The organism is Myxococcus xanthus (genome assembly GCF_006402735.1).
Taxonomy (GTDB): domain Bacteria; phylum Myxococcota; class Myxococcia; order Myxococcales; family Myxococcaceae; genus Myxococcus; species Myxococcus xanthus_A.
Genome location: NZ_CP017174.1, coordinates 9,052,347 through 9,073,531, shown reverse-complemented (window position 1 = coordinate 9,073,531; position 21,185 = coordinate 9,052,347). Strand labels below are relative to the sequence as shown.

General features: G+C 68.8%; 17 protein-coding genes and 1 CRISPR repeat array. All 17 genes read left to right on the top strand.

Annotated features, from left to right (window positions below; translation table 11 throughout):
• Nucleotides 1–13 precede the first annotated feature (13 nt).
• The 17 genes from BHS09_RS37435 (at nt 14) to BHS09_RS39810 (ending at nt 21,150) form a co-directional block, all read left to right on the top strand.
• Nucleotides 14–790, top strand: a complete 777-nt coding sequence (locus BHS09_RS37435) for an RNA polymerase sigma factor (protein WP_140800472.1) — start codon at nt 14–16, stop codon at nt 788–790.
• Nucleotides 791–805: 15 nt separating this feature from the next.
• Nucleotides 806–1,654, top strand: a complete 849-nt coding sequence (locus tag BHS09_RS37430) for a serine/threonine-protein kinase (RefSeq protein WP_140800471.1) — start codon at nt 806–808, stop codon at nt 1,652–1,654.
• A gap of 90 nt (nt 1,655–1,744) precedes the next feature.
• Nucleotides 1,745–2,608, top strand: a complete 864-nt coding sequence (locus tag BHS09_RS37425) for a nucleotidyltransferase domain-containing protein (protein ID WP_140800470.1) — start codon at nt 1,745–1,747, stop codon at nt 2,606–2,608.
• 100 nt (nt 2,609–2,708) lie between these two features.
• Nucleotides 2,709–4,538, top strand: coding sequence for an SAVED domain-containing protein (locus BHS09_RS37420; protein ID WP_140800469.1), 1,830 nt, complete (start codon nt 2,709–2,711; stop codon nt 4,536–4,538).
• A 95-nt stretch (nt 4,539–4,633) separates the two neighbouring features.
• Complete coding sequence (locus tag BHS09_RS37415; RefSeq protein WP_140800468.1) at nt 4,634–6,112, top strand: RAMP superfamily CRISPR-associated protein; 1,479 nt, start codon at nt 4,634–4,636, stop codon at nt 6,110–6,112.
• Nucleotides 6,113–6,116: 4 nt separating this feature from the next.
• Nucleotides 6,117–7,901, top strand: a complete 1,785-nt coding sequence (cas10, locus tag BHS09_RS37410; RefSeq protein ID WP_140800467.1) for a type III-B CRISPR-associated protein Cas10/Cmr2 — start codon at nt 6,117–6,119, stop codon at nt 7,899–7,901.
• Nucleotides 7,898–9,106: a type III-B CRISPR module-associated Cmr3 family protein gene (locus BHS09_RS37405; RefSeq protein ID WP_140800466.1), complete on the top strand. Its 1,209-nt coding sequence runs from the start codon at nt 7,898–7,900 to the stop codon at nt 9,104–9,106. The genes cas10 and BHS09_RS37405 overlap by 4 nt, the downstream gene beginning before the upstream one ends.
• 2 nt (nt 9,107–9,108) lie before the next feature.
• Nucleotides 9,109–10,053 carry a type III-B CRISPR module RAMP protein Cmr4 gene (cmr4, locus tag BHS09_RS37400; protein WP_140800465.1) on the top strand — a complete coding sequence of 315 codons (945 nt, stop codon included), beginning with the start codon at nt 9,109–9,111 and terminating at the stop codon, nt 10,051–10,053.
• Nucleotides 10,050–10,457: a type III-B CRISPR module-associated protein Cmr5 gene (gene cmr5, locus BHS09_RS37395; protein ID WP_140800464.1), complete on the top strand. Its 408-nt coding sequence runs from the start codon at nt 10,050–10,052 to the stop codon at nt 10,455–10,457. The genes cmr4 and cmr5 overlap by 4 nt, the downstream gene beginning before the upstream one ends.
• Nucleotides 10,450–11,526 carry a type III-B CRISPR module RAMP protein Cmr6 gene (gene cmr6, locus BHS09_RS37390; protein ID WP_140800463.1) on the top strand — a complete coding sequence of 359 codons (1,077 nt, stop codon included), beginning with the start codon at nt 10,450–10,452 and terminating at the stop codon, nt 11,524–11,526. Before cmr5 ends, cmr6 begins: the two co-directional genes overlap by 8 nt.
• Entirely contained in the window at nt 11,523–11,693 is a 171-nt protein-coding gene (locus BHS09_RS37385; RefSeq protein ID WP_237080072.1) for a hypothetical protein, read from the top strand. Before cmr6 ends, BHS09_RS37385 begins: the two co-directional genes overlap by 4 nt.
• A gap of 398 nt (nt 11,694–12,091) precedes the next feature.
• Nucleotides 12,092–14,945: direct repeats of the CRISPR family, unit length 36 nt; unit sequence GTCCCGCTCGCCGTGATGCCGGAAGGCGTTGAGCAC.
• 409 nt (nt 14,946–15,354) lie between these two features.
• On the top strand, nt 15,355–15,654 hold the full coding sequence (locus BHS09_RS37380; protein ID WP_140800462.1) for a hypothetical protein: 300 nt from the start codon (nt 15,355–15,357) through the stop codon (nt 15,652–15,654).
• A gap of 344 nt (nt 15,655–15,998) precedes the next feature.
• Complete coding sequence (locus BHS09_RS37375) at nt 15,999–17,315, top strand: AHH domain-containing protein (protein WP_140800461.1); 1,317 nt, start codon at nt 15,999–16,001, stop codon at nt 17,313–17,315.
• A 3-nt stretch (nt 17,316–17,318) separates the two neighbouring features.
• The gene (locus tag BHS09_RS37370) at nt 17,319–17,888 is read left to right on the top strand and encodes an imm11 family protein (RefSeq protein ID WP_140800460.1); all 570 of its coding nucleotides are present in this window, start codon (nt 17,319–17,321) and stop codon (nt 17,886–17,888) included.
• A 120-nt stretch (nt 17,889–18,008) separates the two neighbouring features.
• Entirely contained in the window at nt 18,009–19,628 is a 1,620-nt protein-coding gene (locus tag BHS09_RS37365) for an AAA family ATPase (RefSeq protein WP_140800459.1), read from the top strand.
• Nucleotides 19,625–20,839 (top strand): VWA domain-containing protein, encoded by a 1,215-nt coding sequence (locus BHS09_RS37360; RefSeq protein WP_237080071.1) that lies wholly within the window; start codon nt 19,625–19,627, stop codon nt 20,837–20,839. Before BHS09_RS37365 ends, BHS09_RS37360 begins: the two co-directional genes overlap by 4 nt.
• A complete protein-coding gene (locus tag BHS09_RS39810; RefSeq protein WP_237080070.1) occupies nt 20,815–21,150 on the top strand; it encodes a hypothetical protein in 336 nt (111 codons plus the stop codon). The genes BHS09_RS37360 and BHS09_RS39810 overlap by 25 nt, the downstream gene beginning before the upstream one ends.
• Nucleotides 21,151–21,185 lie beyond the last annotated feature (35 nt).

Here is a 21,185-nt window from a genome sequence, read left to right as displayed (position 1 = left end):
CGAGGGGGATGTGATGGTTCCGCTATCCACTGAGGGAGCGTCATTCGAAGAGCTGCTCCGGCGGGCACGGGCCGGCGAGCACGCGGCGATGGATGCGTTGTTTCGCCAGAGCTGGACGGCGTTGGAGCGACATGCGTCCAAGAGCCCTGCCCTGGGGCTCCAGGGGGCCACGCGCCCCTCAGACATCTTCCAGCAATCCGCGCTGCGCGCCTTCGAGAAGCTGGCGTCCTTCCGAGGCCAGACGGAGGGGGAGTGGGTCACCTGGCTCAAGCAGGTCGTCTTCACGCAGTCCATGGACGTCATCCGCGCGGAGGCGAGAGAGACGAAGTACGTCCCCGGGGGGATGATACCCGCCGGAGAGGAGTCCGAGGCCGTCCCCTCCCAGGAGCGGACGCCGAGCCAGGTCACCGCCCATCACGAGGACTGGCGCAGGTTGCTGACGAAGTTCGCGCTCCTGACACCGGACCAGCGTGAGGCCTTCTCGCTCTTCTGGTTGGAGGAACTCACCGTGGAAGAGGCCTCGCTGCGGATGGAGAAGTCACATGCCGCCGTGTCATCGCTGTTGCAGCGGGGCATGAGCACGCTGCGGCAGCAGATGCGGGGCGAGGCGAGTCCCATCCACGACGACACCGACGTGAGCGCCGCGTTGGCGGTGTACTTCCGCCGGAGGGATGCGGGACTGAACATGGAGGCCTTCATCGCGGAGTACCCGTCATGCGCGGGCGAACTGCGGGAGGCCTTGGACTGGGTGGCGCGGTTGCGTGCGCTCAAGCCCTCCACCCGTACTTGATGGGGCGTGTCTGGCATGTTGCCGCAAGGGACCCTGGCGGGGGCATACCGCATCGGACGCCGGGCCGCGGTGGGGGCGACGAGCGATGTCTACGAGGGCCACGACGCCAACGGAGGGCGGGTCGCCATCAAGGTGCTCGCGGCCCGGTGGGGCGTTCACGCGGAGATGGTGGCGCGCTTCCTTCAGGAGGCGCAGTCGCTGCTGGCCTTGCGGCACGCGCATCTGGTGCGGGGGCTGGCGTTCGGCCTCATCGAGGAGCGGCATCCCTACCTCGTCCTGGAGTGGCTGCCGCGAGATTTGGAGCAGGGGCTCGCGGCGGAGGGAGGCCGCTTCGCGGCGGCTGACTGCGCGCGCGTCGTCCACCAGCTCGCGGAGGTGCTGTCCCTGCTCCACGCGCGAGGCTGGATCCACCGGGACTTGAAGCCCGCCAACGTGCTGCTCGCGTGTGACACCCCGGGCGTGATGGACGTCCGGCTGTCGGACCTTGGGCTCGCCAAGCGGATGGCTGAGCCAGCGGAGACAGACTCCCGCTTGCCGCTGTCGACCGTGGAAGAGGCCTTGTTGGGGAGCCGGCACTACATGGCGCCGGAGCAGTGGGTGAGCGCCAAGCGGGTGGGGCCCGAGGTGGACGTCTATGCCCTGGGCGTCCTCTGGTTCCAGATGCTCGCCGGGCGGCTGCCGTTCCCCGGCGAGGCCGAGCGCGAGCTGATGTACCAGCATGTGGTGGAGCGCCCGCCCATGCAGTGGCTCGAAGGTGTGGCGCCCGAGGCCACCGTCGCGATGGTCTCGCGGATGCTCGACAAGGTGGCGGGACAGCGTCCCCCGCTCTCCGACGTGCTCGCGCTGACCTCCAGCCTGGGCTGAGCCGCGCTGCCTCCAGGAAAGCACGCTGGCCGCGATGCCTTTTCCGCGCCGGGAGCGTCCTCAGGGGAAGACAGCGCGGGAGGCGCCATCATGTGGAGTGTCGGCGAGGCACTGGAGCGGTTCATCAGCTCACTGGAGTTGACCGAGGGACAGCGGGACGAGGTCAGCAGGCAGCACACGCTGGTTCGCGAGGCGCTGAGCCGGAGACTCGCGGGGTGCGAGACGTCGTTCCTGTCGGGCTCCTACAGCCGGAGCACCGCCATCCGGCCGCTGCACGACATCGACATCTTCACGGTGGTGGGGCGGGCATCCTCCACGCCTCCGGAGACGCCCGATGCGGCGCTCAAGCGGGTGCGTCAGGCGCTTCACGAGACCTGGCCGAACAAGGAGCTGCCCATCCTCCAGCAGCACTCCGTGCACCTGGAGTTCACGACGTCCGGCATCGAGTTCGATGTCGTCCCCGCCTACCAGCACCCCACGCAGGACCTCTTCCTCATTCCCGAGGGGAACACGGGGCGGTGGATTCGCACCAACCCGCGGATTCACAAGGAGCTGAGCACCGCGGCGAACGAGCGGGCGGGCAAGAAGCTCAAACCGCTCATCAAGGCCGTGAAGCACTGGAACCGCCAGCATGGCTCCAGCCCCCTGCGCTCGTTTCATCTGGAGGTGATGGGCTACGAGGCGTTCTCCCAGGCGCCCGTCGGCTACCTGGAGGGGCTCGAAGCGCTCTACGCCTTCATGGCGGGCCGCGTGGACCGGCCAACCGGTGACCCCGCTGGGCTGGGCGGAAACGTGGACGCGCGGATGAGCAGCGGACAGCGGATGGCCGCACGCAACGCGCTCCAGGGCGCGGCCAGGGCCGTGCATCTCGCGCTGAGCGAGCGCGACGTGCGCCCGGAGCAGGCCCACCAGCGGTTCCGTGCGCTCTTCGGCGAACTGTACCGGTATCGCTGAGCCCTGGGCTCGGCGGGCCTCCGGAAAAATGAACGGCGCAGCGATGGGGCTCAGACCTTTTTCGCGTCCTCTCGGGTGAAGCCTTTTTCCAGGAGCGGACATGCGGAGCGAGGACATCCCCATCACCCCGAGGACGCGCGCGCTCATCGTGCGCTACGAGCAGGACCGGCCCGTCGTCGAGGCCACGGCGCGCGACACCCTGAATCGGCACGGTCAAGAGGGGGACCGCGACGTGGCCTCCGTCGTCCTGCACCCGCACGACCCGTCCCGGGCTGCCCGAAGCCTCCCGGGGCAGGACTGGAGCGAGGCCTTCAGCGAGCACGAGCGCTTCGCGGCGGCGCTGCTCAAGCGGGAAGCGGAGCTGCATCTCGAACATCTCCCCGTCCACATCTTCGGATGCGCGCCCCTGGCGCTGATGCTCGAGCTGGCGTCGCGGCTGCCGCGCCGGCCCGTCTGCGTCTATCAGCAGGCGCAGGACGGCTCCTGGTCGCTGGGGTATGACCGGATGACCGCGCCCGCGACGGAGGACTTCTTCCAGGTGGAGGGGCTCCCCACCGGTCGTCAGGGTGGACGGGGCCATGTCCTGCTGGTCGTCGAGGTGACGCGCGCCATCAGGGACAATGTCCGTTCGAAGGTGTCGGCGTGGCTGCCGGAGACGTCCATCCTGACGACGGTCTGCCTCCGTCCCGTGGCGGGGCCGTCTCACATGGCGGTCCAGAATCCGCGGCAGGTGGCGCGCGCGGCGGTGCAGTTCCGGGAGGTGCTCGACAAGCTGCATGAGCTGCTGGAGGGGGCCGAGTCCGTGGTCCTGGCCATCGACGCGCCGGTCAGCCTCGCGGCGGCGCTGGGGACTGCCGTCAATTCGACCACGCAGCATCCCTTGACGCTCCTCCACTTCAACGCGGACCGGCAACTCTACGAGAGGGTTCATGACATCCGTGCCCGCCGCGCCGTGGCGCAGCGGGTCCCCTCGGCGGAGGACAAGCTCAACGCCACGCGGGTGCTCCGGGAGGTTCAGCGGGTCCACGAGGAACTGGTCGCCTGGCTCAAGGAGCCCGAGCAGCAGTCCCTTGTCGAGCACCTCGATGGACAGGCCTACCTGCGGAGTGAAATCGAGGATGACCCCGCCTTCGAGCCCACGCCGCTCTTCCGCCATGGGGCGGGGAAGTGGAAGCTCGACTGGGAGCTGCTGCTGGGGCTCTCGACGCTGCGTGCTCGGCTCCAGTCGCAAGAGGACTGGAAGGAGTGCCTGCGGCTGTTCCTCATCCACGAGGCCTTCCACGTCCGGCAGGGCGGGCTGACGTCCTACAACTACCGGGGCATCGGCCGGGCCGGCTTCGTGCTGGAGGCCGCCGACTATGACGCGGATGCGGTGGGCGTCGAGGTGGCGCTGGCGTGGCGCAAGGCCAAGCAGGGCGGCACCGTGAAGGACGTGGGGCAGGTGAAGACGCTCGAGTCCATCGTCTGGAACTCGCTGGAGATTCTGCGCGTCTTCGAGCCCGAGCGCCCCGTGCGGGAGCTCGCCGAGCGGAGGCTGCGCCGCTACCTCATCTGGCTCTTCCACGCCGGCCGGTTCTCGATGCTCGCGTCGCGCTCGCCGGAGGCCGAGGTGCGGGATGAGCTGGAGCGGGTGACGGTGGAGTTGGTGGGGCTGCCGGCCTTCAGGGACCCGCACGAGAGCTACTTCCAGCAGCGGGTCCGGTTGTCGCTGGAGGACTCGCGCGAGGAGGTGATGCTGGCGCTCTACTTCCGGCACCGGCTGGTGCGCATGGACAACCCGCGCGCCTGGGTGGAGGACCTGCTCCAGGCGCTTCGTGATTGGGAGGCGTCTTCCCGCGAGGCGCTCCAGGACCGCGTGCGGCTGCTCTTCGAGCGTCTCTTCGACAGACACCCGGAGTTGATGGCCTCTCGCCGGCCGGGCACGCGGTAGCCGCGCGCCAGGAAGGCACGGTGGGGCTGGCTCCCTCCGTGCGTGCTCACACGCCTCGTTCACGCTGTTGCCCTACCTCCTGACAAGGGAGCGCCATGTCCTCGTTGGACCTGCCTGAACCTCCTTCAACCGAAGCCAGCCACTTGCGCCGGCGCTCCGCCTCGGCGCCGAGGTTGGCGTCCTTCACGTTGGCGCTGAAGACCGTCACGCCCATTCTGGGGGGCGGGCCGGTGGCGCGGAGCCCTGAGCTTCCTTCCGTGGACATCATCCGCGTCCCCACCGTGCGCGGGCATCTGCGCTTCTGGTGGCGCGCGCTGTATGGCCATGCCTACGTCGCGCGGGGCGCAGTGGGCGCGGAGGAGCTGGCGCTTCGGGAGCGCCAGCTCTGGGGTGGCATGGGACGGGCGAGGAGCGCGGCTGATGACGCCACCGCGCGTGCCTGGCGCTCCCAGGTGGAAGTCCGGGTGACGGCGGTTCAGCCCGCTGGCGCAGACACAGGGAAGATCGACCTCGGTGCCCCGCCCGCCTATGCGCTGTGGCCGGCCCGCAACGGGAAGGACGAGGCGGATGTCCCTCGCTGGAAGCCGGGGCTCCGATTCAACCTGGAGGTGACCGCGCCCGAAGGTGACGCCATGGCGCAGGTTCGCAACGCGGTCCGCGCCTGGATTCTGTTCGGGGGTTATGGTTCGCGAGGTCGGCGCGGCTGTGGCTCCGTCTGTCTGGAGCCTTCGGCTCCCGACATCGCCCAATGGTTGCCCGCTTCGGCGGACCGGGCTTCGTTGCGGCGCCTCTTCGGAGACGTGCCGCTCTTCGCTCCCGAGCTGGCGGAGCATCCCTGTGACATGCCCTTGCTCAGGGGCGCGCACCTCCTCCGGGGAGACGCGAATACGAGGCAGCGTGACGGCGAAAAGGCCTGGCTGGCCGCGCTGGGCTGGCTGCGTGACTTTCGTCAGGGCACGCAGCCTACGTCCTCCGGAAGCGCCGACCTGTTGGGCGTGGCGCGGAGCCCTGGCGAGGGGAAGCGCGCGGGCCGCTCCAACTGGCCCGAGGCCGACAAGATTCGCCGCTTCGCGCGACCGTCCCGGCAATCCAGACGCGCGGGCAATGCCTATCCAGAGGTCCACGCCCCGCGCCCACAGCACTCGGCGACACCGGCCTGGCCGCGCGCTGGCTTTGGGCTGCCCATTGTCTTTCATTTCCAGCAGAAGCAGCGAGAGGGAGGCGACTACCAACCCAAGGAGCCAGACGACGTCCAGCTCCAGTGGGAACGGCAGGTGGGAAATCGGTGGGAGCCGATGGACCGGCTCGCATCGCCGCTCATCGTCAAGGCCTTGCCGCTCGCGGATGGCCGCTTCGAGCCCATCGCCCTGTGGCTGGAGCGCGGAACGCCCAGCGGAGGCCAGGTCGTCATGACGCAGTTCAAGGAGGCCGACCCGCGCACCCGTGTGCCCTTCGCACGCGCGTTTCGTGCTCAGGACGACCAGCCCCTCTTCAAGTCACTCCAGCGCGCCGACAACCTGCGCGACGCCTTCTTCCTGTGGCTGAAGGAAACCCGCAAGGCGCAGGAAGCGTGAGCCCATGAAACACGTCCTCGTTCTCAAGGTGGGCCCGGTGCAGGGCTACATCGCGCAGGCTCGCCGCACGCGGGACCTCTGGTACGGCAGCCAGGTCTTGTCGAACCTGGCCCGGGCCATGGCTGTCTCCCTATTGGAGTCCGGAGCCACGCTCGTCTTCCCACACCCGGACCAGACGCGGGACGCGCGCGCCGGGGTGGCCAACAAGGTCGTCGCCCTGGTGGAGGACGCGCCGGAGCAGGCGGCCCGGCGCGCCCGGGAGGCGGCGAAGTCCCGGCTGCGGGCCGAGTGGGAGCGCGTCTTCAACAAGTGTCAGTCCATGCTCATCCCTGGCGCGGAGGCGCTGGCCGCGGAGCAACTGGACACCTTCCTGGAGGTCCACGCCGCCTGGGCTCCAGTGGAGGACGCGCCCATGGGCTACGCCGCCGCGCTGGCGGAGGCCGAGCGTGCCCTGGAGTCCCGGCGGGGCCTGCGCGAGTTCGCGCCGTGGAAGCAGCGGCCACCGGAGGGAACGCACAAGTCGAGCCTCGATGGCGCTCGTCCGTCCCTGCTGCGCCGCGAGCGCCAGACGGGCCACCTCTGGCGTGACTTCCGCATTGGCCTGCGCGAGGAGCTGGACGCGCTCGGCGTGCTCAAGCGTGCGGGAGGCCAGCCAGGACAGTTCGTGCCGGTGCCCTCCATCGGGCTGGCGGCCTGGCTCCAGGTGGCGGGGACGCGGCACCCGGAGCTGCTCGCCCGGCTCCGCGCCGCGTGCGAGGCGCGGAACTTCCAGTCCGTGAGCGTGAAGCAGCGCCCCTGGGTGGAGTCCTTCCCCTTCGACGGCCAGTTGCTGCTCCCCGAGCGCTGGCAGCCGTACTTCGAGGAGTGCGCCATCCCCGAACCCCGACAGGCCGCCGCCCGCTTCGGCAGTGAGTTCGTGGCGCCGCTGCGTCAGGCCATGGGCGCGGACGCGGAGCCTTTCCCCTACGTGGCGTGCCTGGTGGCGGACGGGGACCGGATGGGGCGCGCGCTGGAGTCGCTCGCCAAGCGGCCCGACGGGCATCTGGCGCACCAGCGTGTCTCCCAGGCGCTCGCGGACTTCACCCGGAAGGCGAGGGCCATCGTCGAGGTGGAGCACCGAGGTGTGCTCGTCTACGCGGGTGGGGACGACGTGCTCGCCTTCGTCACGCCCCTGGACGCGCCCGCGTGCGCCCGGGCGCTGGCGGTCGCCTTCCGCGCCACGCTGGAGGGGGCGCTCGCGGGCACGGGCGCCGAGGTGCCCACGCTCTCGGTGGGGCTGGGCATCGGCCATGTGCTGGAGAGCCTGGGCGAACTGCTGGCCCTGGGGCGCCGCGCGGAGACCGCCGCGAAGAAGGCGGGCCGCGACGCGCTGGGCATCCTCGTAGCGAAGCACGCCGGCCGGGAGCGGCTGTGGACGGCGCCTTGGGGCACCGACCCGGTGGCGCGCTTGGAGTCGGACATGGCGTTGCTCTCGCGGGACATCCAGCCCCTCCCGTTGGGCAAGGTCCACGAGGTGGCGGCCCTCGCGCGCCGGTTCCCCGCTGGCGTCGCCTCGGCGCCCGAACTGGCCGAGGTGTTGCGGGACGAGGCCGGGCGCATCCTCGCCCGGGCCGAGGCGGGCCGCGCGCCCAAGCCGCTCACCCCGGCGGACGTGGGGCTCGAGCTGTCCTCGGCCACGGCGCCGCAGGACGCCCTGGAGCGCTGGGCGTCACGGCTGCTGGTCGCCGACACCTTCGCGCGCGCGGGACGCGGGCTTGCTTCAGCACAGGACAAGGAGGTTGCGAGATGAGTGACGCGTGCTTCGCGCTGCTGCCGCGCGACGGGCTGTCGGCCAAGGACGGGCGGGGCTGGTACACCTCGGAGGTGGGGCGTGGGTACTCGCTGCCGTGGCCCTTGCCCACCACCGTGAGAGGCGCCCTGCGCGCCGCCTGGGGCCATGAGCGCATGGCGGACCAGGGCATCACGCTGTCCCCGGAGACGTGGGAGCGTGACTCCGCGCGGGTGGTGCTCCGGCGCTTCATCGCGCTGCGCCGCGCGCTGGGCGAGCCGGTCTTCACGCGGGCCCATCGGATGTGGCCCATTCCCGCCGACGCGGTGCGTGTCCTCGACGAGGCGGGCACGGAGCGGCTGGTGCGCCTGGAGCCTCACCCCGGCGGCGCCGCGACGCTGGGGCCGGACGAGGACGATGCCCGCGAGGCGCTGTGGCACCCTTGCCGGAGCACGCGCGGCAAGCCCCTGACGCAGCCCTTGTTCTGGCCGGAGGCCACGATGGTGGCGTGGCTGAGCGGCGCGTCGGACTCGCTCGCGCCGGAGCGGGAGGCGCCGCCGCCGCGCACGGACATCCACCTGGCCATCGACGTGGAGACGCAGGCGTCGCAGGACTCGATGCTCCACTCTCGCGAGGTCGTGGAGTGGCTGCGCGTCCAGTCGCGGGACGCGGGGCGCCTCACGCTGGAGGAGTGGGCGCTCGGCGTGTCCTGCGCGTGGCCGGACTCGGTGAAGGGACTGCCTCATGGCCAGTTGGGGGTGGGCGGACGGCGCCGCCTGTCGGATGTGGAGCGGTTGGACTCGGACCTTTTCGTCGCGCCGGAGGGGCTGGCCCGGGCGACGCGCGGCCTGCGCCTGGTGCTGGCCACGCCCGCGGAGTTCCAGCGCGGGTGGTTGCCGGACGACTTCGCGCGCGTGGCCGGGGCGCCGCCGCGCTATGTGGGCCGGCTGCCGTGCATCGACGCGCCCGTGGTGCTGCGCGCCGCGCTGGTGCCCCGGCCGCTGGAGGTGTCGGGCTGGGACATGGTGCGGCGCCAGCCCCGCGCCACGCGGCGGTGGGTGCCCGCGGGCGCCGTCTACTTCTTCGAGAAGCTCGGCGGCGAGGACTTCACCGCCGGCGAGCTGTGCAAGCTGTGGCTGGCCTCCTGGGGCGGCGGCCACGCGGAGGCGCTGGGGCAGGTGCTGCCCGGCGTGTGGCAACCGCCCCGTCACGGACAAGGAGCCTGAGCATGGAGAGCCGACCCTATCTTCTTCACGCGCTGTCACCGCTGCACGTCGGCACCGGACAGAGCGTGGGCGTCATCGACCTGCCCCTGGCGCGGCTGAAGGCCACGGGCATCCCCTTCGTCCCGGGCTCGTCCCTCAAGGGCGTGCTGCGCGAGCTGCGGCGGCCTCGTGACAAGTCGAGCGACGCGTGTGGCCTGCACGACGCCGTCTTCGGGCCTCGACGGGCGAAGGCGGGCCCGGCGGGCGACGAGCCCGGGGACTACGCGGGCGCGCTGGTGGTAGGGGACGCGCGGCTGCTCGCCCTGCCGGTGCGCAGCTTCGTGGGCACCTTCGCGTTGGTGACCTCGCCCATGCTGCTCGCGCTCGCGCGGCGGGACTTGGGCGGGGAGGAGGGCGCCTGGCCGAAGGTGGAGCCCCTGACCCGGCGCTGCGCGCGCGTGGCCTCCGTGAAGACCAGCGCCGTCGTTTACGGCGCCGGCACGGCGGAGCCTCGCGTGTACCTGGAGGACCTGGACCTGCCGGTGTCGCCGGAGGACGACGCGGCCCTGGACGCCTGGGCCCAGGGGTTGGCCGGGATGCTGCCAGAGGCAGAGCGCGCGCTGCTGACGAAGCGGTTGGTGCTGGTGGATGACGAGACGATGTCCTTCCTCTGGGAGACGGCCACGCAGGTGGACACGCGCGTGAGCATCGACCCGGACACGGGAACTGCGGCCAAGGGGCAGCTCTGGACGGAGGAGAGCCTGCCCGCGGAGACGCTGCTCGTGGGGGTGATGGGGGCCACGGGCACCTTCAACCCGGCGCCGCGCAAGCTGGCGGCGGACGCGGTGCTGGATGCGGCGTTCGGCGGCGAGGGCACGGTGCTTCAGTTGGGAGGCAAGGCCACCGTGGGGCGGGGGCGTTGCCGGTTGCTGACGTGGCGCGCTCCGGATGCGCGAGGTGGGCGATGACGGGCCCGACGCGGGAGCAGCAGCGCGCGCTCGATGCCTATGCGCGGGTGCGGAAGGTCGAGGGCCCGGCGCTGCGCGCGGACTACAAGCCCCGGGTGAATGGCCTGGGCGCCGCGGTGCTGCGCGACGGGCTGGCGGCGGCGCTCGCCTTCCTGGAGCGGGAGGTCGGAAGCAACACGGCCGCCGAGCGCTTGTTGGAGGACCTGACGTGGTGCCTGGAGCGTGCGCGGCTCCCGGGGCTGTCCGCGCGGGACTTGAAGGAGAAGAAGAACCTGCCGGGCGCGGTGCGCGCGCTGGAGTTGGACGCGTACATGCTGGCCACGCGGGAGTCGCTCCGGCTGCTGGTGTGGTTCCGCCGCGCGGTGCAGGCCACCTTCCCCTCGGAGGAGCACGGCCATGCGTGATGACCTGCTCCGGGTGGCGGGAACCATCGGGAAGAACGCGCACGCGGGGCTCGTGTACGAGCGCTATGCCCCGGAGAAGAAGCACGACGGACAGGACGGCCCCTGGGAGCAGTGGCTGTCCCGCCTGGAGGCGCACCCCGAGCCGGACGACTACGCGGAGGCGTTCAGGCGCTGGGAGGACGCGCTCCGGCAGTCCCATACTGCGACCTTCACGGCGCGCGCGGAGAGCCGCCTGCTGGTGGGGCATGGCAACGCGTCACCCACCGGAGTGGGGCTGACGTTGCACCATACGTGGGGCGTGCCCGTGGTGCCGGGCTCGTCGCTGAAGGGCGTGCTCGCGGGCTACCTGCGCGCGGTGTATGGCGATGGCGCGGCGGAGGAGCGCCGGAGGCTCTTCGGCGTGGCAGGGGAGGACGGCGCGCCGGAGCAGGCCCACGCGGGCGAAGTCATCTTCCATGACGCGCAGTGGGTGCCGTGCTCGCGCGTCACGGGACTGGACCGCGCGCCGTCGTTCCTGGCCCGGGACGTGCTCACGGTACATCACTCCGGCTGGTATGGCGGAAAGGCCGAGTGGCCGAGCGATTACGAGCCGCCCAACCCCGTGGCCTTCTTGTCGGTGCGCCCCGGAGGCTGGTTCCTCGTGGCGCTGAGCCTGGCGCCGGGCACGGAAGCGGACGCGCAGGCGGAGGACTTCCTGGCGTGGACCGCGCGGCGACTGGACGAGGCGCTGCGCTACTGGGGCGTGGGTGGGAAGACGGCGGCGGGGTACGGCAGGCTCGTGCGGGAAGGGCCCTGCGCCATCCAGCCGCCGAGGCGTCCCGTTCGCGCCTCGCCGGCGCTGACGGAGTTCCTGGCGTGGGTGGAGGCCCGGCGCGCGGACAAACTGGAGCAGAAGCAGGTGTTGACCGTCTTCGAGGCGGAGTGGCTGCCGCGGCTGGTCCCCCTGGCCCCCGAGGCTCACGACGTCGGGGCCAGGGCGCTGCGGTCGCTCGTCAAGAGCCCCAAGCTCGAGGGGCGAAGGGATGCGCTGCTCGCCCGGATGGGCGCGGCCGAGGAGGGACGCCGATGATGTCCATGGACCTGCTCCACCCCGTGAGGGGTGGTCCGGTGCCGCTGGACCATGGCTCCGCGCTCTTCTCCGTGCTCTGTGCCAGGGGGGCCTTCGTTGCACGCGCGCGGACCTGGGCGTCTTCACGCTGCGCGGTGAGCGCGCCGCGGGGGATGCGCTGCGCCTGATGGGCTGCGGCTCGTTCCTGCCGCCGCGGCCCGTGGCTCGGGGCGCCCCGCTTCGTGGGGAGCTCGCGAACGCCGCTTGAGCGGATTGTCGGCTGGGCAGGGGCCTTGCAGAACTCCGCCCGGCGGGGCGGCGCGGGGGAGTTGTGCGATGGATGGTATTCAAGCACCTCGCCGTGGCGGAGGCCCGCGCCCTCGAAGTGGACGATTTCCCCTGTTGTTTCGTGGGGTTGAGGCTCTTTGACAGGTGAATAGGTGCATGATTGATGAAAAGCTGAGTGATCTCAGGTGGTTCGGATTCCTGGGTAGGGTCCGGGAGCCACAACCTGAGTGAAAGCGGGGGAGGTGCTTGAAAAGGGGGGTGGTAAGTTGGCGGAACTGTTGGGAGATTCAGACGGGCTGTCCCGCTCGCCGTGATGCCGGAAGGCGTTGAGCACTAGCTGTCGGTGATGCAGGGCAGCACGTTGGTAAGTCCCGCTCGCCGTGATGCCGGAAGGCGTTGAGCACGTCCCGCCGCGGCGAATCACCACGCTGTCGCCCTGGTGTCCCGCTCGCCGTGATGCCGGAAGGCGTTGAGCACCGAACCAGGCCCGCCAGGCTCGCGGTCTGCGCGCCCGGGGTCCCGCTCGCCGTGATGCCGGAAGGCGTTGAGCACTCGAGTCCAAGATACCGCTTAATCCAGAGCTTGAGGTGTCCCGCTCGCCGTGATGCCGGAAGGCGTTGAGCACTGCGGATGTAGCTGATCCATCTCAAAGCACAGATCACGTCCCGCTCGCCGTGATGCCGGAAGGCGTTGAGCACTCTCCGGGGTGATGCGTCCCTTGAGGAGTTCCGAGGTCCCGCTCGCCGTGATGCCGGAAGGCGTTGAGCACTCGCAGCGGTGGCACACCAGGACGGAGGGCAGCAGGCGGGTCCCGCTCGCCGTGATGCCGGAAGGCGTTGAGCACCGGCCCGGGACGTGACGGCGGACACCGTCTTCTCGGGGTCCCGCTCGCCGTGATGCCGGAAGGCGTTGAGCACCTGCGCAAGAAGGGCGATTCGCGTGGCGAGGTGATTGTCCCGCTCGCCGTGATGCCGGAAGGCGTTGAGCACTGGGAGCAGTGAAAGGAAGGTAAGGATCATGCACAAGTCCCGCTCGCCGTGATGCCGGAAGGCGTTGAGCACTCCCCAGAGAACAACTTCTCCACTTCATCCAGGAGGTCCCGCTCGCCGTGATGCCGGAAGGCGTTGAGCACGTTGGGTCCGTGCAGTCGCCGCAGACATCCAGCTTGGGTCCCGCTCGCCGTGATGCCGGAAGGCGTTGAGCACTCTCCCTCGCATCCCGTATCGCCATCAGCACATCTCTGTCCCGCTCGCCGTGATGCCGGAAGGCGTTGAGCACATTCGCGGCACTGGCCAGCGGTCAGGCACGTAAGCCGTCCCGCTCGCCGTGATGCCGGAAGGCGTTGAGCACACGTCTGGGGCACCACCAAGGGCGCATTCCAGAGTCCCGCTCGCCGTGATGCCGGAAGGCGTTGAGCACCGCACCGGCAAGTTTCACAAGGTGCTGGGGACCTCGGGTCCCGCTCGCAGTGATGCCGGAAGGCGTTGAGCACCTGAACACCCCCAAATCCTTGATGAGCTTCCCCAGTCCCGCTCGCCGTGATGCCGGAAGGCGTTGAGCACCAGTCCCCACGCCCGTGGTGCGAGGATGGCCACGACTGGGTCCCGCTCGCCGTGATGCCGGAAGGCGTTGAGCACCTCGCGCTCAGGATGATGATGGCGCCAATCAAGGTGGTCCCGCTCGCCGTGATGCCGGAAGGCGTTGAGCACTTGAACGTTGTGTTGAGGTCCGTGGGGATGGTCGCGTCCCGCTCGCCGTGATGCCGGAAGGCGTTGAGCACTCATCACCGGCTTGCCATCTTCACCCAGTGCGCCTGGTCCCGCTCGCCGTGATGCCGGAAGGCGTTGAGCACCGGTTCACGCCGGACCGCCCGGCGAGCCACAGCAGGTCCCGCTCGCCGTGATGCCGGAAGGCGTTGAGCACTTGGCCATCATCGGGCTCATCATCTACGCCGCCTGGAAGGTCCCGCTCGCCGTGATGCCGGAAGGCGTTGAGCACCCCCTGAGTGCGCTCCGGAGCGTCCGGAAGAACTTCGTCCCGCTCGCCGTGATGCCGGAAGGCGTTGAGCACCTGCGCAAGAAGGGCGATTCGCGTGGCGAGGTGATTGTCCCGCTCGCCGTGATGCCGGAAGGCGTTGAGCACTGGGAGCAGTGAAAGGAAGGTAAGGATCATGCACAAGTCCCGCTCGCCGTGATGCCGGAAGGCGTTGAGCACTCCCCAGAGAACAACTTCTCCACTTCATCCAGGAGGTCCCGCTCGCCGTGATGCCGGAAGGCGTTGAGCACGTTGGGTCCGTGCAGTCGCCGCAGACATCCAGCTTGGGTCCCGCTCGCCGTGATGCCGGAAGGCGTTGAGCACTCTCCCTCGCATCCCGTATCGCCATCAGCACATCTCTGTCCCGCTCGCCGTGATGCCGGAAGGCGTTGAGCACATTCGCGGCACTGGCCAGCGGTCAGGCACGTAAGCCGTCCCGCTCGCCGTGATGCCGGAAGGCGTTGAGCACGCCTCGCGCTCCAGGTCTCGGGGCAGGAGGAGATGTCCCGCTCGCCGTGATGCCGGAAGGCGTTGAGCACTTAAAAACGTTTGCCTGATAGTCCTGCGAGGACTTCAGTCCCGCTCGCCGTGATGCCGGAAGGCGTTGAGCACTTCGTGGGCGGCTCCGTCTCGCAGGGCTGGTCAATTCGGTCCCGCTCGCCGTGATGCCGGAAGGCGTTGAGCACCGCACCACTTGCCCGGTGTCCTCGTCGCGCTCCGGAAGTCCCGCTCGCCGTGATGCCGGAAGGCGTTGAGCACAGACAGCACCTCGCCGGGGTCGGCTGACCGGCTTGGTCCCGCTCGCCGTGATGCCGGAAGGCGTTGAGCACTTGTAGCGCAAGTCGACAGCCGCCCGCCCCTGGGGTCCCGCTCGCCGTGATGCCGGAAGGCGTTGAGCACTAGGAAGTCCGTGGCGGTGCGGATGCCGCTGGTGCCAGGTCCCGCTCGCCGTGATGCCGGAAGGCGTTGAGCACCGAAGCGGGGTGACGTCATATCGCGACTTTGCCGGTCCCGCTCGCCGTGATGCCGGAAGGCGTTGAGCACGTACTTACGTACTGGCTGGCCAGCTTGAGCATCAGCTTGTCCTGCTCGTCGTGATGTCGGAAGGCGTTGGGCACTCGAGCGTGTATTTGAACGGGATGTTGAAGATGGGCTCGCTTGCCGTGATGCGGAAGGCGTTGAGCACTCCACACGAAAGTACAACGAAGACCATGCTTCCTCCCGTCCCGCTCGCCGTGATGCCGGAAGGCGTTGAGGACATTGCCGCTGCCTCCCCCTGAATGGGGAAGTTGATGGGTCCCGCTCGCCGTGATGCCGGAAGGCGTTGAGCACTCGTAGCCCACGATTTGGACGTTGACGTTCGGAGGTCCCCGCTCGCCGTGATGCCGGAATGCGTTGAGCACTTGGAGCGCGGAGAGCTCCCGCCATCGCCCGCGCCGGGCTGGCGGGGGCGCTTGCCGCTGGGCAGGTCGCGGAGAAGGCCTCAGCGATTGCCGTGCTGGAGCAGTTCGACTCCTGGGGCGACAAGTGAAGCTCGGCGCGCTCGTGCTGGCCCGGCTGGTGTCGCTTCCCGCGTCGGGCGCGGAGGTCATCGGCGTCGAGCGCGCTCAGCTCTTCCCGGATGGAGGTGCGACAGCCGTCGAGGTGGAGGGCAGCTGCTGGCTGTCGGAGAGCCGCTGCATTCGAACCGCAGCGGAGATTGAGCGGCTGCGCGCCGAGAATGAGTCGCTTCGCCAGCAGGCGGGGGACGTGTCCCTCACGGTCGCTGTCGTGGCCTTGCTTGTCGGGCTCGGGGCCGGGTTCACCGCTGCGAAGCTGGCGAACTGACAGTGGGCGGCTGCGGAATCGGCGCGGTTGGTCTGGGACCTCGCAACGCCATGAACTGCGTACTCACCGCAGTCGCCCGGCCGCCTTCATGCATAAGCGACAGTGAATGGTAAAGTAGGTCCGCCGGAACGCCCCAGGGGCTTGGCATGGGGCGACCTGGCCTGCGGTTCGCGGCGCTGCTCGTCAGGCTGCCATGTTAGTCCGTCCTGAGCGCGGTAGAGGCTGGTGATGCAGTAGTGGACCTGCAAGGTTTCCATCGTCTCGTAGGACCATGGAGATTGTCAGACGCGGTTGCTATGTGGTCCCTTGCTTGCCGATGTCAGGGCGGCTGACCCGGGGGCTGCATGAGAGCTTTAGGAATTGCTGCACTGTTGCTTTTTGCGAGCGGGTGCGCGTCGACTCGTGTCGTGCATCTGCACACTGGGCGCGGAGAGCCGATCGCCTTCACCCCGGTTGAGTCCGACCCTGTTGAGATAGGCAACGACGCGTTCAAGCGTGCTGTCGCACAACTCGTTCTCGACATGAGGCTCGACGTCGCCTTCAGGGAGGTTGAGGAGGACGGTCGCCGCTCGTTGCTCGCGTCTTCCGGAGGGCTCGTTGACGGCGCTCAAGGCCGGTCTGTCCCTTCGGCATACGAACGCATCTGCCAGCGGCAGGACGAGCCCCATAGCTGCCTGAGCATGCTGTCCGGTGGGTTTTCGCTGGGCCCCTCGGAGCGGCGGATGCTCGCGCTCTACTTCGCGCTCGACACGGTGTGGGAGGGCGTCGAGGACGCGATTCGCGACATGGTGAACCCTGCTGCTCTGCGGGCGATGGTTACGACGATGATTGGGACGGCGCTCGTGATGTTGGTCGCGCCCGAGCCCATTACGAAGGTCATCGCGATTGCCCTGACGGCCTCTCTCATCGCCTATCTTGGGACGGGGCCGGTGTGGAATCTGGGGCAGGGCTTCTTGCGCTTGCTCGACGAGTCCCGGGACGCGGCGGGCTTCGCGGACCTGGAGAGGGCCGGGCATCGCTTCGGGAAGGTGCTGGGGGACAACGGGGCCCGCGTCCTGGTGATAGTCGCGTTGTCCGCGCTTGGCGGGAAGAGCGCGATGGCGGCACAGGGGCCGAAGATGCCGGGCTTCGCCCAGGCGGCTTCCCGGGCGCAGCTTGAAGGGGGCTTCCAGCTAGCGGGTGCGCTGGCCGGAGAGGTTCAGGCAATCTCGATTTCGTCGGCTGGGGTGCTGAACGTGACGCTCGCACCGACGGCGGTCGCCGCAGTCGCAATGGGCGAGGGCGCTGGGGCTGTGGTGGGCGCTGTCGGCGGTATCCGAGGTGACCCCGATGGCAAAGTTCATCACATCTGCACGGATAAGAACACCGTTTCCGATGTGACCGGTGGCCCGTGGACCCAACGCTTTCAGGCGATTTTTGATAGAGCTGGCATGACGCTTGGTGACCCCGCGAATCTGGTTCGGGTTCGAGGTCATAAGGGGCCGCATCCTGCCGAGTATCACAAGGCTGTTTTCGCGCGGGTCAACGATGCAACGGTGCGATGTGGTTCCCCCGCAGCGTGCCGCGTTGCGCTTGAGAGGGAACTTGCCAGAATTGCTCGGGACCTCATAAGGCAGGGGTCGACGCTGCGGAAGCTCATTACGAAGAATGCCGAGGAGTAAGCTGTGGAGCGAAGGTTCTTTGATTTGGGAGCGGACGAGTACGTTAAGGGGCGCTGGTATCTTGGGGACCCGACTGGCATGAATGGAAAGGAAATCGAAGACGTCTGGCAGTTCGCAGACGGGAATGCCGTTGAGATTTTTGAGAGGCTTCGGTTTCCAGTCCGACGACCCGGAGTGGCGCTCGATATTGATTTTGCAGGTGTAGGGCTTGCTCCGGTTGTCACAGAACGTGTTGCATCCGTCTTTCGCGAATTGGCTCCTGACGACGTTCAGCTCTTTCCTGTCGATGTGGCGGGGGAATCGAGGCCCTATTTCTTGCTCAATGTTGCCCGGAAAATTCGTTGTATTGATGAAGAGGCCTCGGAAGAGGTGCAGATTCGAACCGCAGAGGAGTATACGGACCGGATTGGAGAATACTGCTCTGTAATGGGGTTGAGAATAGACAAGTCGAAGGTAGGCGCGGCGAGGGTGTTCCGATTGTGGGGATGGCGTGTGCCGCTTATCGTCGACGAGGAGATCAAGGATGCCCTCGAAGCGAACGGCATCTTTGGTGGCAAATTCGAAGAGGTCTGAACGCGTAGCCGCCGGGCTGCTGCTGGCTCTTCTTTTCGCATCTTTTTCCGTGGCGACCGATGGCTCCGGGCCGTTCGTGACGTCTGTCTGAACAGCGCCGATTCGCTGAACGGAGACGCCATGGCTGAACCCTTGAAGAAGCAACTGCCGTCCGACCTCACCTCTCGCATCGAGGCGCTCCGCGATGCGCTGCTGACCGGGCTCGTCGAGCGAGACGTGCCGGTCCGGCTCGCGCTGCTCGCCGCGCTCGCGGGTGAGCACCTGCTGCTCATCGGGCCGCCAGGGACGGCGAAGAGTCTGGTCGCCAGGCGCCTGCATCTGGCCTTCCATCCGGCCACCTACTTCGAGCGTCTGCTGACGCGGTTCACGGTGCCGGAGGAGCTCTTCGGGCCCCTGTCCATCAAGGGGCTAGAGGAGGACCGCTACGAGCGCCTCACGGAGGCGTACCTTCCCAAGGCGTCCGTCGCCTTCCTCGATGAAATCTTCAAGGCGAACAGCGCCATCCTCAACGCGCTCCTCACGTTGCTCAACGAGCGCGAGTTCGACAACGGAAAGCGCCGCGAGTCCACCCCGCTGATCTCCGTGGTGGGCGCGAGCAACGAGCTCCCCGAGGGGGAGGAACTCGACGCGCTCTTCGACCGGTTCCTGCTCCGTTGTCACGTCGGGCCCGTGTCGAAGGCGGGCTTCCCCTCCCTGCTGGAGCTCCGGGGCGACGTGGTCGCCGAGTTCTCTCGGCAGCTCAGGTTGAGCGACGAGGACCTGGCGGAGGTTCGACAGGCGGCGACCGCTGTGGCCGTGCCCGGCGACGTCGTGGCGCTGCTCGCGGACCTGCGCGACTGGTGTACGGCGGAGGGAATCCAGGTGTCGGACCGCCGCTGGCGGAAGATCGTGAAGCTCCTCCAGACGGCGGCCCTCACGAACGGCCGGGACCGGGTGTCCATCTGGGATTGCTGGCTGCTTCAGCACTGCCTGTGGAGCGAGCCCGAGCAGCGCGCCAAGGTCCACGACTGGTACGAGGCGAGGGCCGGCGCGAGCGCGGCGATGGACCCGTCTCGGCTGACGCGCATCGTGGTGTCTTGGGAGGCCCGGCTCAAGCAGGACCAGGACAGCCGCTCCCAAGCGCGCGACGCGGAGGGGAATCTCTTGTTCAAGGACACTGATGGGAAGCCCACGGTCAACAAGGGAGGCAGGGCGCAGGCCAGGCGCGGCGGGGAGCCGCTGTACCTCGCTCCTCACGATGCCTATGCGAAGGATCCTGGCTCCTACGGGACTGGGTACAACAATTCGAAGATCACGGATCGAACCAACGCGGGAGCTGGGTTCACGCGCGGCGAGCTGAACGCATACTGGATTCATGACCCTTCCCGTAACTTTCGACAGTTCGATCGTTGGGCAAACCGCGACGCCTACCTTACGAACCAGGCGAACTGGCACATGGAAGACGTTGACCTTCCGCCCTTCATGGAGCCGACCCGCCAGAAGGCGGCGCATGTGGATGCCTGCCTCAAGGAGCTCACCACGCTCGGGCAGCAGGTCGAGACCTACAAGACGCAACTGCTCGCCCACATCGCCAGCCTGGACGCGGACATCCGCGCGCACCTCTGGGTGACCGACGACTTCGCCGAGCCCGCGGCGCGAAGCCTGGAGGGGACGCGGCGTGAAGTGGACACGCTGCTGGGGCGTCTCGAGAAGCTCCGCCAGGGCTTCGAGCTGCTTCCTCGCGAGGAAGCAGCCCGATGAAAGAGGCCTTTGACGCAGGCGCCCTGGAGCGGGGTTATGCGTTCCTCGACGACTGCCCCGAGCAGTTCCTTCCCGACCTCATCACGCTTCCTGTAGGAACGCTCGCCGAGCGGGTCCGCGGCCTTCGCGCATGGCGTGACGCCTTGCTCGACGGCCGCCTCCCTCCGGACGTGACGTGGCCGCCGCCCGGAATCGCCGCGCCTGCGCGGCTCGTCGCCGAGCCCTTGGGCATCTTGCGCTTCTGCAAGGGCCAGCCCGAGCTGGTGGACGCCTTTCTGCGCGACGTGCTCACATCGTTCACGCGTCAGGCGTCGGTGGTCCGCGCGGAGGTCGTCGCGCGACTCCGCGAGTTGGAGCAACTCGAACGCCAGCGGATGGATGCGCAGGAGGCCCAGGCGGCGAAGCGAGAGCGACGGGCTCGCAAGTCCAGGCAGCTCGACGAGGTCACGCTCGCGCGGCTGCGCCAGCAGGCCGAACGGGAGGTCGCGCAACGGCCCGTGAAGGAAGACGCGGACCTCCTCGCGGGCTGGGAGGAGCGGACGCGCATCTGGGCGGCGATCTCGGACGTGTTCGGTGACCTCGGCGAGCTGATGGGGCGCGGCTGGGACTTGAGCATCGGCGTGCTGAGGCACATGGGGTGGACGGACCTCGTTCGTCTTCGTGCGCTCGTCGAGCAGTTGCCGCAGCTCACCGAAGTGGTGCGCTCGCTGGGACGGCTCCACGCGAGCGACGCCGAAGAGACCATCGCGGAGACAGTCTTCGTCCCGATGAGACGGCTGGAGGAGGAGCGTCGCGAGGTCTGGACGAGGCGCGTTCCGGCGGAGACGCGAGGCATCGAGCGGAGCGGGGAGCTGGCGCGAATGCTGCCTGTGGAAGCGGTCAACCTCGGGCATCCCAAGCTCCGCTACCTGTGGCACGCGCGCCGGGCCGAGCGCGCGTTGCTCACGTATCGCGTCGAAGGGCTCGAAGTAGAGCGAACGCTCGTCGAGCGTGACAGCGAAGAGGCCGTCGAGCAACGAAGTCCACGCCCGCGGCGCGGTCCCATCATCGCCGTCATGGACACGTCCGGCTCGATGCACGGTCTTCCGGAACAGGTGGGGAAGGCCCCCTGGTGCTGGAGGCTCTTCGGACCGCCCATGCGGAGAAGCGCCGGTGCTTCCTCTACGCCTACAGTGGACCGGGGCAGGTGCTGGAGTTCGAGCTGTCGCTGACCGAGGGTGGCCTCGGACGGCTGCTGGCGTTCCTCGGCCAATCCTTCGGAGGCGGCAGCGACGTCTCCGAGGTCACGGCCAAGGTGGTCCAGCGCCTCGGAGAGAAGGACTGGAAGCGGGCGGACGTGCTCTTCGTCAGCGACGGCGAGTGGCCGGTGCCAGTCAGCCTCCCCTTCCTGGTCGAGCAGGCGCGCGAGGCGGGGACCCGGTTTCACGGCGTCCAGATTGGCAACAGGGGCCGCACCGGCCTTCACGCCATCTGCGACCCGGTCCACGTCTTCCAGGACTGGGCGGCCGTTGGCGGGTGGTAGGCCCCGGGGCCGCACGGAGTGACTGCCCCGTGCGG

Excerpts from the sequence above, each read along its gene's own strand:
- BHS09_RS37435 (WP_140800472.1), top strand. The coding sequence starts at position 14 with ATGGTTCCGCTATCCACTGAGGGAGCGTCATTCGAAGAGCTGCTCCGG.
- BHS09_RS37430 (WP_140800471.1), top strand. The coding sequence starts at position 806 with ATGTTGCCGCAAGGGACCCTGGCGGGGGCATACCGCATCGGACGCCGG.
- BHS09_RS37425 (WP_140800470.1), top strand. The coding sequence starts at position 1,745 with ATGTGGAGTGTCGGCGAGGCACTGGAGCGGTTCATCAGCTCACTGGAG.
- BHS09_RS37420 (WP_140800469.1), top strand. The coding sequence starts at position 2,709 with ATGCGGAGCGAGGACATCCCCATCACCCCGAGGACGCGCGCGCTCATC.
- BHS09_RS37415 (WP_140800468.1), top strand. The coding sequence starts at position 4,634 with ATGTCCTCGTTGGACCTGCCTGAACCTCCTTCAACCGAAGCCAGCCAC.
- cas10 (WP_140800467.1), top strand. The coding sequence starts at position 6,117 with ATGAAACACGTCCTCGTTCTCAAGGTGGGCCCGGTGCAGGGCTACATC.
- BHS09_RS37405 (WP_140800466.1), top strand. The coding sequence starts at position 7,898 with ATGAGTGACGCGTGCTTCGCGCTGCTGCCGCGCGACGGGCTGTCGGCC.
- cmr4 (WP_140800465.1), top strand. The coding sequence starts at position 9,109 with ATGGAGAGCCGACCCTATCTTCTTCACGCGCTGTCACCGCTGCACGTC.
- cmr5 (WP_140800464.1), top strand. The coding sequence starts at position 10,050 with ATGACGGGCCCGACGCGGGAGCAGCAGCGCGCGCTCGATGCCTATGCG.
- cmr6 (WP_140800463.1), top strand. The coding sequence starts at position 10,450 with ATGCGTGATGACCTGCTCCGGGTGGCGGGAACCATCGGGAAGAACGCG.
- BHS09_RS37385 (WP_237080072.1), top strand. The coding sequence starts at position 11,523 with ATGATGTCCATGGACCTGCTCCACCCCGTGAGGGGTGGTCCGGTGCCG.
- BHS09_RS37375 (WP_140800461.1), top strand. The coding sequence starts at position 15,999 with ATGAGAGCTTTAGGAATTGCTGCACTGTTGCTTTTTGCGAGCGGGTGC.
- BHS09_RS37365 (WP_140800459.1), top strand. The coding sequence starts at position 18,009 with ATGGCTGAACCCTTGAAGAAGCAACTGCCGTCCGACCTCACCTCTCGC.
- BHS09_RS37360 (WP_237080071.1), top strand. The coding sequence starts at position 19,625 with ATGAAAGAGGCCTTTGACGCAGGCGCCCTGGAGCGGGGTTATGCGTTC.